A 13978-nucleotide genomic window follows, 5' to 3' on the forward strand; every position below is an offset into this window, starting at 1 on the left:
TTTGCCGATGTCGATACCGAGAAGCGTCATCGTATTCATGAGAGATCCTCCGTCCGAAAACGAGAAAAGCCCTGCAAGCGTAAACCTGCAGGGCTTCTCGGTCAGGCTGACCATCTCATTAGCCCCGAGGCTAACGGGGCTTGTTGTGGTCGCGCGGGCTGGCTCCAGCTACTGGAACAACGACTCGCTCGACAATCCATTCTTCTCAAGGATCTCACGCAGGCGCTTGAGACCTTCGACCTGTATCTGTCTGACCCTTTCACGGGTCAGGCCGATTTCCAGGCCAACGTCTTCCAGCGTACTGCTTTCATGACCGCGCAAGCCGAAGCGGCGAATCACTACCTCGCGCTGCTTGTCGGTCAACTCCGAGAGCCACTGATCGATGCTCTGCGACAGGTCATCGTCCTGAAGCAGCTCACAGGGATCGGTGGGACGGTCATCGGTAAGGGTGTCCAGCAAGGTCTTATCCGAATCCGGACCCAGCGAGACGTCGACCGAAGAAACCCGCTCATTCAAGCCGAGCATGCGCTTGACCTCGCCCACCGGTTTTTCCAGCAGGTTGGCGATTTCTTCGGGAGAGGGTTCGTGATCGAGCTTTTGAGTGAGCTCTCGCGCCGCCCGAAGGTAGACGTTGAGCTCCTTGACCACATGAATCGGCAACCGGATGGTGCGGGTCTGATTCATGATGGCGCGTTCGATGGTCTGACGGATCCACCAGGTCGCGTAGGTCGAAAAGCGGAAACCGCGCTCTGGATCAAACTTCTCCACCGCCCGGATCAGCCCCAGGTTGCCCTCTTCGATCAGGTCGAGCAACGACAGCCCACGATTGACATAGCGCCGGGCGATTTTCACCACCAGTCGCAGGTTGCTTTCAATCATGCGCTTGCGCCCGGCCGGATCGCCACGTTGCGACAGGCGCGCAAAATGCACTTCTTCTTCCGGGGACAACAAGGGGGAAAAGCCGATTTCATTGAGGTACAGCTGCGTCGCGTCGAGCGCCCGCGTGTAGTCAATGTACTTATGTTGTTTAAGTGAGGCGGAGTGTTTGGATTTGGCGCGAGCCGAAGGCATGGCAGAGCCTTCGTTCAACGTCTGATCCGATGCGACGTCGGTCTCCATCAGGAGAACCTCATCGTCGATGTCAAACTCCGGCACTTCTTTACTGAGAGCCATTGTTATAGTCCTTTGGTGAGTTCGACCTCAAGCTCAAGCGGCGCCTTTATCCTTGGCAACGCTGGAGCCTGTTCCCTCTACGTGATGGAACAGGCTGGTAACAAATCAACGCGCAGGCAGGAATTGCAGCGGATCTACAGGCTTACCTTGTCGGCGAATCTCAAAATGCAGTTTCACCCGGTCTGTACCCGTTGACCCCATTTCGGCAATTGTCTGTCCGACCTTGACCTGCTGCCCCTCCCGAACCAACAACCTGCGGTTATGACCGTAGGCACTGACGTAGGTATCGCTGTGTTTGATGATGACCAGTTCGCCGTAGCCCCGCAAGCCACTCCCGGCGTAAACCACCGTCCCATCAGACGCAGCTAAAACAGGCTGTCCCAAATCTCCGGCGATATCAATTCCTTTATTCAAACTACCGTTTGAAGAGAATTTTCCAATCAGAATGCCATTAGATGGCCATCCCCAGCCCTTGGGCGCGGGGCCGGCCGGCGGTAGCGGCGCGGGGGCCGGCTTGTTTGCGACGGACGGTGCAACGCTCTTTGTATTGGCCGATGAACCCGAAGCAGGGCTCCGAGTGACGGTGAGCTTTCCGGAAGACGAAGTCGTTGTTGTGGACGACGTCACAGTCTGGTTCGACGTTGAACCGGAGCGCCCGTCAAAGCGAATCGTCTGGCCCGGGCGAATGGTGTAGGGCGCGGGAATGTTGTTGCGTGCAGCCAGCGCCTTGTAGTCCCAACCGTAACGAAAGGCAATGGAAAACAGGGTGTCACCCTTGCGCACGACATACTGACCGGTAGTAACCGCGGGACGCTTGGCCGCCGCACTGCCGCCGTCGACGACTCGTACATCACTCGATTTCGTGCTGGAACAACCGACCAACAATGAACTCAAGACAAGGCCAGTCACCAGGCACTGAAAGCTTGTGGTACCGATACGCTGTGCAATGTCCGTGAGACTCACCCGCCGCTCCCTTTCTGGTGGCTGAAAATAGAATATGCCTTGTTCAGGCATGAAATGTCGCAAGTATAACTGGCCGTTTGCACTTTTCCGTCGGTAAGGCGAAATCAAGACACGCACACGTTTGCTTGCTGTTGTTCAACTGCGTTTAACCGATCGTTGACGCTATAAGACCCGGGCAATCGAAGAGAATTCAGCGCCCTTGAACAAATGCTCAGGCCAATGGCCCGTTGAGCAACGGGACGAAGCGTACTGCGCCCAGAACACGCCTGGAAAAGCCCTGTTCCTCGCGAATGATCAACATCAACTGCTGAACCTCGCCCGACCCTACCGGAATCACCAGACGCCCTCCCGGCGCCAACTGATCAAGCAGTGCCTGAGGCACGTCGGTGGCAACTGCCGTAACAATGATGCCGTTGTAGGGCGCCAGTGCCGGCCAGCCTTCCCAGCCATCGCCCCAGCGGAACACCACGTTGCGCAGGTTCAACTCGACCAGACGCTCCTTGGCCCGATCCTGCAGGACCTTGATGCGCTCAACCGAGAACACCCGCTCGACCAACTGCGACAGCACCGCCGTCTGATAACCGGACCCCGTACCGATTTCCAACACTTTATCCAGAGGACCGGCCTCCAGTAGCAGCTCGCTCATGCGCGCCACCATGTAGGGCTGGGAAATGGTCTGGTTATGGCCGATCGGCAACGCCGTGTCTTCATAGGCGCGGTGCGCCAGCGCTTCATCGACAAACAGATGACGTGGTGTACGGCGGATCACTTCCAGTACCTGGGCGTTGCTCAGGCCTTCCTCGTACAGCCGCTGAATCAATCGCTCACGGGTACGCTGGGAGGTCATCCCGATACCGCGGCGCAGAATATCGTCTTGCTCACGAGCCATCAGCGCAGCCCCTCCAGCCAGCCATCGAGACTTGCAAAGGCACTATTGAAGGTCCGGTCGAGTTGCAGCGGGGTGATCGAAACGTATCCCTGCATCACCGCGTGGAAATCCGTGCCAGGCCCGCCATCTTCAGCGTCACCGGCCGCCGCAATCCAGTAGCCGGACTTGCCACGCGGATCGACCACCTTCGTTGGCGCCGCCGCACGGGCGCGGTGGCCCAGGCGAGTCAGTTGAATGCCGCGAATATGATCCAGGGGCAAGTTCGGAATATTCACGTTCAGCACCGTGCGTGGCGGCAGATCGAGTTCGGCGTGGGCCTCTACCAGTTTGCGCGCAAAGTAGGCCGCCGTCGGCAGATTTTCAACCTGGCGCGATACCAGCGAAAAGGCAAAGGAAGGCCTGGCCAGGAATCGCCCTTCGAGGGCGGCCGCGACCGTGCCGGAATACAGCACGTCATCGCCCAGGTTGGCACCAAGGTTGATACCGGAAACCACCATGTCCGGCTCGTGCGCCAGCAGGCCATTGAGGCCCAGGTGCACGCAATCGGTCGGTGTACCGTTGATGCTGATGAAACCATTGGCCAGGGTTTGCGGATGCAGCGGACGATCGAGCGTCAGCGAACTGCTGGCGCCACTTTTGTCCTGGTCCGGGGCGACAACCACGCACTCGCTGTAATCCGCCAGCGCAGCATAAAGCGCGGCAAGACCGGGTGCTGTTACCCCATCATCGTTAGAAATCAGAATACGCATGGGCTGTCCGTCTGCCCCACCGGCACCAGATCGACGAGTTCACGCACCAATACGGTGGCGAAGCATCCGGCCGGCAGGACGAATTCCAGTTGCAGAATGTCAGGCACGGGATAATGCCACGTCAACCCGCCAATGGGCAGCCGCAGGATGCGACGTTCATGGCTCATTCCGGCATTCACCAACCAGTCGCGCAAGTCGGCTTCCCCGGATGCGATTCGCTGTTCCAGTTCATGGGTCGCACCGGCGGCAGGTGAGTCGCCCTCGCCCCACTGCGGCCCGGTCGGGTGCAGGTCGAGTATGGCCAGGCGCGGGTCGTTGCATTCCTCGATACCGGCCGGGAAAAAGCTCCGGCTGTCGGTGAAGGCCAGCAAATCGCCTACCTGGGCACGCTGCCAACTGCCATCGGCCACACGCGCCGCCAGCACTTTATTGAACAGAAAGCTGCGCGCCGTGGACAGCAACCGCGAGCGCACATTGCGCTGCTCCGGCAGCGCCTTGCGTGCCGCCCACTCCCGCGCGTCAACCACGTTGCCGCCGTTATGGCCGAACCGCTGGGCACCGAAGTAGTTGGGAATACCTTGCTTGGCGATCAGTTGCAGACGCGCGTCAATGGCCGCCTTGTCGCCGGCAAACTGGGTCAGGCGCAAGGTGAAACCGTTGGCCGAATGCGCACCGCGCTGCAGCTTGCGTTTGTGCCGGGCGGTCTTGAGGATTTTCAGCGTGTCGTTTTCTGCCGCGGACAAGTCAGGATCAGCCTTGCCTGGCAATTGCACACTGAACCACTGGCGAGTCAGCGCCTGGCGGTCCTTCAGACCGGCGTAGCTGACCGTGCGTAATGGCACACCAGCAGCCTTGGCAATTCGCCGTGCCGCTTCCTCGGTATTCAGGCCACGTTTTTCCACCCAGATCCACAGGTGTTCGCCTTCGCCGGTCAACGGAATGTCGAGCACTTCATCGACCTGGAAATCTTCCGCGATCGCTTTCAATACTGCCGTGCCGAGGGGTTCACCGTAGGCTCGCGGGCCGAGCAGTTGCAATTCGTTCATGCGCGCGACAACAAGGCAACGGCGTGTACGGCAATGCCTTCTTCGCGACCGGTAAAGCCGAGCTTTTCGGTGGTGGTGGCTTTCACGTTCACTTGATCCAATTCAACTTGAAGATCCGCGGCAATCAGCGCGCGCATCGATTCGATATGCGGGGCCATTTTTGGCGCCTGAGCGACAATGGTGTTATCGACGTTGGCCACTTTCCAGCCCTTGGCATGGATCAGTGCAACGACATGACGCAACAGCACACGGCTGTCAGCGCCCTTGAACTGTGGGTCGGTATCCGGGAAATGCTTGCCGATGTCGCCGAGTGCGGCGGCGCCCAGCAAGGCATCGCTCAACGCATGCAGCAGCACGTCGCCGTCGGAGTGGGCGAGCAGCCCGAAGCTGTGAGCAATCCGCACGCCGCCCAGAGTGATGAAATCGCCTTCAGCGAAACGGTGCACATCATAGCCGTGGCCAATACGCATAAAAAACGCCCCGATTTAGTCAGGGCGTGATTCTACCTGCTTTAGGCGCCAAGGGCGTGGGCGTGATGCCGCAAGTGATCATCAATGAAGCTGGCGATGAAGAAATAGCTGTGGTCGTAGCCAGGTTGCAGGCGCAAGGTCAGCGGATGACCCGCCAGTTTTGCGGCCTGCTGCAAGGCTTCGGGCTTGAGCTGGGTGGCCAGGAAATCATCCCGGTCACCCTGGTCTACCAGCAATGGCAGTTTTTCGCCGGCCTCGCTGATCAACACACACGCATCCCACTCACGCCACTTCGAGCGCTCTTCGCCCAGGTAGCGTGAAAACGCTTTCTGGCCCCACGGGCAATCCATGGGATTGTTGATGGGCGCGAAGGCCGACACCGACTGATAGCGACCCGGATTGCGCAGGGCACACACCAGCGCACCATGCCCGCCCATTGAGTGCCCGCTGATGGCGCGCTTATCCGATGCAGGAAAACTCGCTTCGACCAACGCCGGCAATTCCTCGACGACGTAGTCGTGCATCCGATAGTGCCTGGCCCAGGGTTCCTGTGTAGCGTTCAGGTAGAACCCGGCTCCCAGGCCGAAATCCCAGGCGCCGTCCGGGTCACCCGGCACATCCATGCCCCGCGGGCTGGTGTCCGGCGCCACGATGATCAGCCCAAGCTCGGCCGCCATGCGCATGGCGCCGGCCTTGTGCATGAAATTCTCGTCGGTGCAGGTCAGGCCCGACAGCCAGTACAGCACTGGCAGCTTGCCGCCCTGCTCCGCCTGGGGCGGCAGGTACACGGCAAACACCATGTCGCAACCGAGCACTTCGCTGCGGTGTTTGTAACGCTTATGCCAGCCACCAAAACTCTTCTGGCATGAGAGATTTTCCAGACTCATGGGACCTCCCAGCTGCAAGCTGCAAGCGTCAAGCTGCAAGAGGGGCGAGCCCACTTGCCGCTTGTGACTTGCAGCTTGTCGCTGCTCTTAGAAGTGGATGACCGAACGGATGCTTTTGCCTTCATGCATCAGGTCAAATGCCTTGTTGATGTCTTCCAGGCCCATGGTGTGGGTGATGAAGGTATCCAGAGGAATCTCGCCGCTCTGGGCCATTTCCACATAGCTTGGCAATTCGCTACGACCGCGTACGCCACCAAACGCCGAACCGCGCCAGACGCGACCGGTCACCAGTTGGAACGGACGGGTAGCGATTTCCTGGCCAGCACCGGCCACGCCGATGATCACCGACTCGCCCCAGCCTTTGTGACAGCATTCCAGCGCCGCGCGCATCAATTGAACATTGCCGATGCACTCGAAGGAAAAATCCACGCCGCCATCGGTCATGTCGACAATGACCTCCTGGATCGGACGGTCGAAATCTTTCGGGTTCACACAGTCCGTGGCCCCCAACTGCCTGGCGATTTCAAATTTGGCCGGGTTGATGTCGATGGCGATGATACGGGCCGCCTTGGCCTTGACCGCACCGATGACCGCCGACAGACCGATACCGCCCAGACCGAAGATGGCCACGGTGTCACCCGGCTTGACCTTGGCAGTGTTGATCACCGCACCAATCCCGGTGGTGACACCACAGCCCAGCAGGCAGACTTTTTCCAGCGGCGCCTCTTTTTGAATTTTCGCGACGGAAATTTCCGGCAGCACGGTGTACTCGGAAAAGGTCGAGGTGCCCATGTAGTGAAAAATCGGCTGACCTTTGTAGGAGAAACGCGTAGTGCCGTCAGGCATCAAACCCTTGCCCTGGGTGGCACGAATGGCCTGGCAGAGGTTGGTCTTGCCCGACTTGCAGAACTTGCACTGGCCACATTCCGGGGTATACAGCGGGATCACGTGATCACCCACCGCGACCGAGGTCACACCCTCGCCGATGGCTTCGACAATGGCTCCGCCTTCGTGACCCAGGATCGACGGGAAGATGCCTTCCGGGTCCGCACCGGACAAGGTGTAGGCATCGGTATGGCACACACCGGAGGCGACGACACGTAACAGGACTTCACCGGCCTTGGGCATGGCGACATCGACTTCAACGATCTCGAGGGGTTTCCTGGCCTCGAAGGCAACGGCAGCGCGCGACTTGATCATCCTGACTCTCCAGTGAATAAAAACGAGGCAACGAGTGTAAAACACTGCCGGACGATTAATAATCCAGCCAAAAGCAAAACATTATTGCCGTACAGGGATAATCTAAATGTCCGACAACCGCTGGGAAGGTATCGACGAGTTCGTAGCCGTCGCTGAATGCAGCCAGTTCACCGCAGCCGCCGAACGCCTCGGGGTTTCGTCTTCCCATATCAGTCGACAAATCGTACGCCTGGAAGAGCGCCTGCAAACCCGCCTGCTCTATCGCAGCACGCGGCGAGTGACCCTCACCGAAGCCGGACAAACCTTCCTGCAACACTGCCAACGCTTGCAGGACGGTCGTGAAGAGGCTTTGCGTGCCGTCGGCGACTTGACCAGCGAACCCAAGGGCATGCTGCGCATGACCTGCGCAGTGGCCTACGGCGAACGTTTCATCGTGCCACTGGTGACCAGCTTCATGGCGCTTTACCCGCAACTGCGCGTCGATATCGAGCTGAGCAACCGCCCCCTGGACCTGGTGCACGAAGGCCTGGACCTGGCGATTCGCCTGGGCCGCCTGCAAGACTCACGACTGGTCGCCACCCGCCTGGCCCCACGACGCATGTTCCTGTGCGCCTCGCCGTCCTACCTCGAACGCTACGGCCGCCCCCACAGCCTGTCTGAACTGAGTCGCCACAACTGCCTGATCGGCAGTTCGGACCTCTGGCAGCTGGAACAGGACGGGCGAGAATTTTCCCAGCGAGTACAAGGCAACTGGCGCTGCAACAGCGGGCAAGCGGTGCTGGATGCGGCACTACAGGGTGTTGGCTTGTGCCAACTGCCGGACTACTACGTGCTGGAACACCTGAACAGCGGCGCACTGGTATCGCTGCTCGATACCCATCAACCGCCGAACACCGCCGTATGGGCCCTGTACCCGCAGCAACGCCATCTATCGCCGAAAGTGCGCAAACTGGTGGACTACCTCAAGGACGGGCTGGCCAAACGACCGGAGTACAGTGGCTGAAGCTGACTAAAGCAGGCTCTGGCTCTGGCTTTGGCTTTGGCTCTGGCTCTGGCTTTGGCTCTGGCTCTGGCTCTGGCTCTGGCTCTGGCTTTTGATCTTGATTCACCCGCCCCCTCGGGAGGCTGAGCGCAGGTATTCATCCGGGGATTGGTGCGCAGCGCCGTTCGACGCAGTCGAACTCATTGCATGGAGGTCGTCGCGAAGCAGACCGGAGGGCAATGCCCCCGGATGGATGCCGGAGTGAAGGAACCCCGAGCCTAGGCGAGGGGCCGGACGCTCGGGGCGAAACGTTTTTTTGCTTACTTTTTTTAGGCGCTTGTAAAAAAAGTGAGTCGCCGTCGGGCGAAACCATAAGTCGCCATGACCGCAGCAACGGATATGTACACCGCACCCGCAAGAGAATGGCCGGCTACCAGGCCGCCTTCGCGGGCCAACCCGCCCCACAGAGATGGGTTACCTACAAAGAACCCCGATGAGCCCACCGCTGACGCAACCACTCAAGATCTTCAGGCCGCGTCACCTTGAGGTTATCCGCCCGCCCCTCAATCAAGCGCGGCGCCTGCCCCGACCACTCCATGGCGGACGCCTCATCGGTAATGGTCACATCAGCCACCAGGCTGTCAGCCAGCGCCCGATGCAAAGCCCCCAAACGGAACATCTGCGGCGTATAAGCCTGCCAGATCACACTGCGATCAACGGTTTCGAGCACCCGGCCATGCTTGTCCACTCGTTTGAGGGTGTCACAGGCCGGCACCGCCAGCAGCCCACCGACAGGGTCATCCGCCAGCTCCGACAGCAGCTTGTCGAGATCGTCGCGGGTCAGGTTCGGTCGCGCAGCATCATGGACCAACACCCAGTCCTCATCGGCAGCGCCCTGCGCGTGCAGGTGCAGCAAGGCATTGAGCACAGACCCCGAGCGCTCTTCGCCGCCCTCCACCCGCTGAATGCGAGGGTCGGCAGCGCAGGCCAGGTTCGGCCAATAAGGATCATCAACAGCAAGACTGACCACCAACCCCTTCAAGGCCGGGTGATCGAGGAAACAGCCAAGGCTGTGTTCAAGAATAGTGCGTCCGCCCAGTTGCAAATACTGCTTGGGACGGTCCGCGGCCATACGGGCACCGACGCCCGCGGCGGGAATCACGGCCCAGAAGGCCGGCAAGGTGTGCATCATTGGGCCAACTGGTAAAGCGTTTCACCGTCCTTGACCATGCCCAACTCATGGCGGGCCCGTTCTTCAACGGTCTCCATGCCTTTTTTCAGCTCCATGACTTCTGCATCCATCACTCGATTGCGCTCCAGCAGGGTCTGGTTTTCAGCTTGCTGATCGGCAATTTGCTGAGTCAGGTCGGCCACCTGCGCCAGGCTGCCGTTTCCCACCCACAGGCGGTACTGCAAACCACCCAGGAGCAAGAGCAAGACAAGAAACAACCAGTAGGGACTGCGCATCGAATATCAGGTATCCAGTGAAAAAAAACAGCCATGCCAAGACTTTGAAGCGTCTGATAGCACGAAGCCTGGAAGAACCAGGCTCGTACTCTAAAGCATCAGATTAGTGGCAAAAAACCCGCTGTAGCGTTTTTTTTCGACACAATCCGGTGTCTTTTTACGCGTCCAGGCTTAGCCGCGGAACTCGCTACGGCCATTGTACTTGGCCTTGGCGCCCAATTGCTCTTCGATACGCAGCAGTTGGTTGTACTTGGAAACGCGGTCGGAGCGGCACAGCGAACCGGTCTTGATCTGGCCAGCCGAGGTGCCCACGGCCAGGTCGGCAATGGTCGAATCTTCGGTTTCGCCGGAACGGTGCGAGATCACCGCAGTGTAACCAGCAGCCTTGGCCATCTGGATCGCTTCCAGGGTCTCGGTCAGGGTGCCGATCTGGTTGAACTTGATCAGGATCGAGTTGGCGATCTTTTTGTCGATGCCTTCTTTCAGGATCTTGGTGTTGGTCACGAACAGGTCGTCGCCCACCAGCTGGGTCTTTTCGCCGATCTTGTCGGTGAGGATTTTCCAGCCTGCCCAGTCGGACTCGTCCAGGCCATCTTCAATGGAGATGATCGGGTAACGCTCGGTCAGACCTTTGAGGTAGTCAGCGAAACCTTCAGCGGTGAACACCTGGCCTTCACCGGACAGGTTGTACTTGCCGTCTTCGAAGAATTCGCTGGCCGCGCAGTCCAGTGCCAGGGTCACGTCGGTGCCGAGTTTGTAGCCAGCGTTGGCCACCGCTTCGGAGATCACTTTCAGTGCGTCTTCGTTGGACGCCAGGTTCGGCGCGAAACCACCTTCGTCACCCACGGCAGTGCTCAGGCCACGGGCCTTCAGAACAGCTTTGAGGTGATGGAAAATCTCGGTGCCCATGCGCAGACCTTCCGAGAAAGTCTTGGCGCCAACTGGCTGAACCATGAATTCCTGGATGTCGACGTTGTTATCGGCGTGCTCGCCACCGTTGATGATGTTCATCATCGGAACCGGCATCGAGTAGACACCCGGGGTGCCGTTCAGGTTGGCGATGTGAGCGTACAGCGGCAGGTCCTGGTCGTGAGCGGCAGCCTTGGCGGCGGCCAGGGACACGGCGAGGATGGCGTTGGCGCCCAGGCTGCCTTTGTTCTCGGTACCGTCCAGCTCGATCATGATGCGATCGAGGGCTTTCTGGTCAATCGGGTCTTTACCCAGCAGCGCGGTGCGGATCGGGCCATTGATGTTGGCCACGGCCTTCAATACACCTTTGCCCAGGTAACGGCTCTTGTCGCCATCACGCAGCTCCAGCGCTTCGCGCGAGCCAGTGGAAGCACCGGACGGCGCGCAGGCGCTGCCGATGATGCCGTTGTCGAGAAGCACGTCCGCTTCGACAGTGGGATTGCCACGGGAGTCGAGAACTTCACGACCTTTGATGTCGACGATTTTTGCCATTGTTGTAAACACTCCAAAGTTGACGAAAACGACGCAGCTGTAGGAAAGCTTTTTACCGTCGGCAAGTAATATGCAGCGGGCAGACTTGCGGACGATAAGGCCCGGACCAGAAGGTCCGAGCGTTAAATCGTGCGGTACTTTACCGGAGAATCGAGGGTTACGCGGTTTCTACCGTCGGAAAACTCTTCACCAGATCGTCCAGAGCCTTGAGCTGGGTCAGGAATGGCTCCAGCTTGTCCAGGCGCAAGGCGCAAGGGCCGTCACACTTGGCGTTATCCGGATCCGGATGAGCCTCCAGGAACAGGCCGGCCAGCGACTGGCTCATGCCGGCCTTGGCGAGGTCTGTCACCTGGGCGCGGCGACCACCGGCAGAATCGGAGCGACCGCCGGGCATTTGCAGCGCGTGGGTCACGTCGAAGAACACCGGGTACTCGAACTGCTTCATGATGCCGAAGCCGAGCATGTCCACCACCAGGTTGTTGTAGCCGAAGCTCGAACCACGCTCGCAGAGGATCAACTGATCGTTACCCGCCTCTTCGCACTTGCTCAGGATGTGTCGCATTTCCTGAGGGGCGAGGAATTGGGCCTTCTTGATGTTGATCACAGCGCCGGTCTTGGCCATCGCGACGACCAGGTCGGTCTGGCGCGACAGGAAGGCCGGCAACTGGATGATGTCGCAGACTTCAGCAACCACTGCAGCCTGCTCAGGCTCATGGACATCGGTGATGACCGGCACGCCAAAGGCTTGCTTGATGTCCTGGAAAATCCGCATGCCTTCCTCGAGGCCCGGGCCCCGATAGGAAGCGACCGACGAGCGGTTGGCCTTGTCGAAGCTGGCCTTGAACACGTAAGGGATACCGAGCTTTTCGGTGACCTTGACGTATTCTTCACAGACCTGCATCGCCATTTCACGGCTTTCCAGCACGTTCATGCCACCGAACAGCACCATCGGTTTGTCGTTGGCGATTTCGATGTTGCCGACGCGGATGATCTTTTGAGCCATCAGGTTCAAGCCTTCTTCTGGTGTTGAGCCAAAGCTGCTTTGACAAAACCACTGAACAGCGGGTGACCGTCACGCGGAGTCGAGGTGAACTCCGGGTGGAACTGGCAAGCCACGAACCATGGGTGGTTCGGGGCTTCGACCACTTCGACCAGCGCGCCATCACCGGAACGACCGGAGATTTTCAGACCGGCCTCCATGATTTGTGGCAGCAGGTTGTTGTTCACTTCATAACGATGGCGATGACGCTCGACGATCACGTCCTTGCCATAGCAATCATGAACCAGGGAGCCGGCTTCCAGCAGGCAGTCCTGGGCACCCAGGCGCATGGTGCCGCCCAGGTCGGACGACTCGGTACGGGTTTCAACGGCGCCGGTGGCATCTTCCCACTCGGTGATCAGGCCCACGACCGGGTGACCACTGGTGCGATCGAATTCGGTGGAGTTGGCGTCTTTCCAGCCCATCACGTTACGAGCGAACTCGATCACGGCCACTTGCATGCCCAGGCAGATACCCAGGTATGGAATCTTGTTTTCGCGAGCGTATTGAACGGCGGTGATCTTGCCTTCCACGCCACGCAGACCGAAGCCGCCAGGCACCAGGATCGCGTCCACGCCTTCGAGCAGCGCGGTGCCCTGGTTCTCGATGTCTTCCGAATCGATGTAGCGCAGGTTGACCTTGGTGCGGTTGCTGATGCCGGCGTGACTCATCGCTTCGATCAGCGACTTGTAGGCATCGAGCAGTTCCATGTACTTGCCGACCATCGCGATGGTGACTTCGTGCTCCGGGTTCAGCTTGGCATCAACCACGGCTTCCCACTCGGACAGATCGGCGCTGTCGCATTGCAGGCCGAAGCGCTCCACGACGAAATCATCCAGGCCCTGGGCGTGCAGGATGCCCGGGATCTTGTAGATGGTATCGGCGTCTTCCAGCCCGATGACCGCACGCTCTTCAACGTTGGTGAACTGCGCGATCTTGCGACGCGAAGACAGGTCGATCGGGTGGTCGGAACGGCATACCAGTACGTCAGGCTGCAGGCCGATGGAACGCAGTTCCTTGACCGAGTGCTGGGTAGGCTTGGTTTTGGTTTCGCCGGCAGTGGCGATATACGGCACCAGCGTCAGGTGCATCAGCATCGCGCGCTTGGCGCCGACTTCGAAACGCAATTGACGGATGGCTTCGAGGAACGGTTGGGACTCGATGTCACCTACGGTGCCACCGATCTCGACCATCGCCACGTCGGCATCGCCAGCACCCTTGATGATGCGGCGCTTGATTTCGTCGGTGATGTGCGGAATCACCTGGATGGTTGCACCCAGGTAGTCACCACGGCGCTCTTTGCGCAGCACGTGCTCGTAGACACGCCCCGTGGTGAAGTTGTTGTTCTGGGTCATGGTCGTGCGGATGAACCGCTCGTAGTGGCCCAGGTCCAGGTCGGTCTCGGCGCCGTCGTGGGTGACGAACACTTCACCGTGCTGGAACGGGCTCATGGTGCCCGGGTCAACGTTGATGTACGGGTCCAGCTTGAGCATGGTGACCTTAAGTCCCCGCGCCTCCAGGATGGCCGCCAATGAAGCCGATGCAATGCCTTTCCCCAAAGAAGAAACAACACCGCCCGTGACGAATATGTAGCGCGTCATGAAAAACCCTAGAAGTCTGCGTTAAAGCGGTCCGAGCCGCCGGGGAAAGCG

Annotated in this window: 14 protein-coding genes; 1 reads left to right on the forward strand and 13 read right to left on the reverse strand. The window is 59.4% G+C overall.

Annotated elements, in window-relative coordinates; genetic code table 11:
• Window positions 1–168 precede the first annotated feature (168 nt).
• The 8 genes from rpoS to CKW29_RS18395 all read right to left on the reverse strand — a co-directional run bounded on the left by rpoS (window position 169) and on the right by CKW29_RS18395 (window position 7377).
• Entirely contained in the window at window positions 169–1173 is a 1005-nt protein-coding gene (rpoS, locus tag CKW29_RS18360; RefSeq protein WP_095146556.1) for an RNA polymerase sigma factor RpoS, read from the reverse strand.
• A gap of 105 nt (window positions 1174–1278) precedes the next feature.
• On the reverse strand, window positions 1279–2136 hold the full coding sequence (locus CKW29_RS18365) for a peptidoglycan DD-metalloendopeptidase family protein (protein ID WP_095146562.1): 858 nt from the start codon (window positions 2134–2136) through the stop codon (window positions 1279–1281).
• A gap of 211 nt (window positions 2137–2347) precedes the next feature.
• Window positions 2348–2983: a protein-L-isoaspartate(D-aspartate) O-methyltransferase gene (locus CKW29_RS18370; RefSeq protein WP_172736405.1), complete on the reverse strand. Its 636-nt coding sequence runs from the start codon at window positions 2981–2983 to the stop codon at window positions 2348–2350.
• Window positions 2984–3024: 41 nt separating this feature from the next.
• Window positions 3025–3774 (reverse strand): 5'/3'-nucleotidase SurE, encoded by a 750-nt coding sequence (gene surE / locus CKW29_RS18375; RefSeq protein ID WP_095146555.1) that lies wholly within the window; start codon window positions 3772–3774, stop codon window positions 3025–3027.
• Entirely contained in the window at window positions 3762–4820 is a 1059-nt protein-coding gene (truD, locus tag CKW29_RS18380) for a tRNA pseudouridine(13) synthase TruD (protein WP_095146554.1), read from the reverse strand. The genes surE and truD overlap by 13 nt, the downstream gene beginning before the upstream one ends.
• A complete protein-coding gene (gene ispF, locus CKW29_RS18385) occupies window positions 4817–5290 on the reverse strand; it encodes a 2-C-methyl-D-erythritol 2,4-cyclodiphosphate synthase (RefSeq protein WP_095077460.1) in 474 nt (157 codons plus the stop codon). The genes truD and ispF overlap by 4 nt, the downstream gene beginning before the upstream one ends.
• A gap of 41 nt (window positions 5291–5331) precedes the next feature.
• The gene (fghA, locus tag CKW29_RS18390; protein WP_095146553.1) at window positions 5332–6177 is read right to left on the reverse strand and encodes an S-formylglutathione hydrolase; all 846 of its coding nucleotides are present in this window, start codon (window positions 6175–6177) and stop codon (window positions 5332–5334) included.
• Window positions 6178–6264: 87 nt separating this feature from the next.
• A complete protein-coding gene (locus CKW29_RS18395) occupies window positions 6265–7377 on the reverse strand; it encodes an S-(hydroxymethyl)glutathione dehydrogenase/class III alcohol dehydrogenase (protein WP_095146552.1) in 1113 nt (370 codons plus the stop codon).
• A gap of 106 nt (window positions 7378–7483) precedes the next feature.
• On the opposite strand from CKW29_RS18395, the gene CKW29_RS18400 reads away from it, so the two are divergent.
• Complete coding sequence (locus tag CKW29_RS18400; RefSeq protein WP_095146551.1) at window positions 7484–8380, forward strand: LysR substrate-binding domain-containing protein; 897 nt, start codon at window positions 7484–7486, stop codon at window positions 8378–8380.
• 457 nt (window positions 8381–8837) lie between these two features.
• Here CKW29_RS18400 and ispD read toward each other — a convergent pair whose 3' ends face one another.
• From ispD to CKW29_RS18425, 5 genes are all read right to left on the reverse strand, one after another.
• Complete coding sequence (gene ispD / locus CKW29_RS18405) at window positions 8838–9551, reverse strand: 2-C-methyl-D-erythritol 4-phosphate cytidylyltransferase (protein WP_095148918.1); 714 nt, start codon at window positions 9549–9551, stop codon at window positions 8838–8840.
• Complete coding sequence (gene ftsB, locus CKW29_RS18410; protein WP_027619031.1) at window positions 9548–9826, reverse strand: cell division protein FtsB; 279 nt, start codon at window positions 9824–9826, stop codon at window positions 9548–9550. The genes ispD and ftsB overlap by 4 nt, the downstream gene beginning before the upstream one ends.
• A 171-nt stretch (window positions 9827–9997) precedes the next feature.
• Entirely contained in the window at window positions 9998–11287 is a 1290-nt protein-coding gene (eno, locus tag CKW29_RS18415) for a phosphopyruvate hydratase (protein WP_095146549.1), read from the reverse strand.
• Window positions 11288–11444: 157 nt separating this feature from the next.
• On the reverse strand, window positions 11445–12290 hold the full coding sequence (kdsA, locus tag CKW29_RS18420; protein ID WP_095146561.1) for a 3-deoxy-8-phosphooctulonate synthase: 846 nt from the start codon (window positions 12288–12290) through the stop codon (window positions 11445–11447).
• A gap of 5 nt (window positions 12291–12295) precedes the next feature.
• Window positions 12296–13927: a CTP synthase gene (locus tag CKW29_RS18425; protein WP_095146548.1), complete on the reverse strand. Its 1632-nt coding sequence runs from the start codon at window positions 13925–13927 to the stop codon at window positions 12296–12298.
• Between the last annotated feature and the right edge of the window lie 51 nt (window positions 13928–13978).

It is taken from the genome of Pseudomonas sp. Irchel s3a18, assembly GCF_900187535.1.
Taxonomy (GTDB): Bacteria; Pseudomonadota; Gammaproteobacteria; order Pseudomonadales; family Pseudomonadaceae; genus Aquipseudomonas.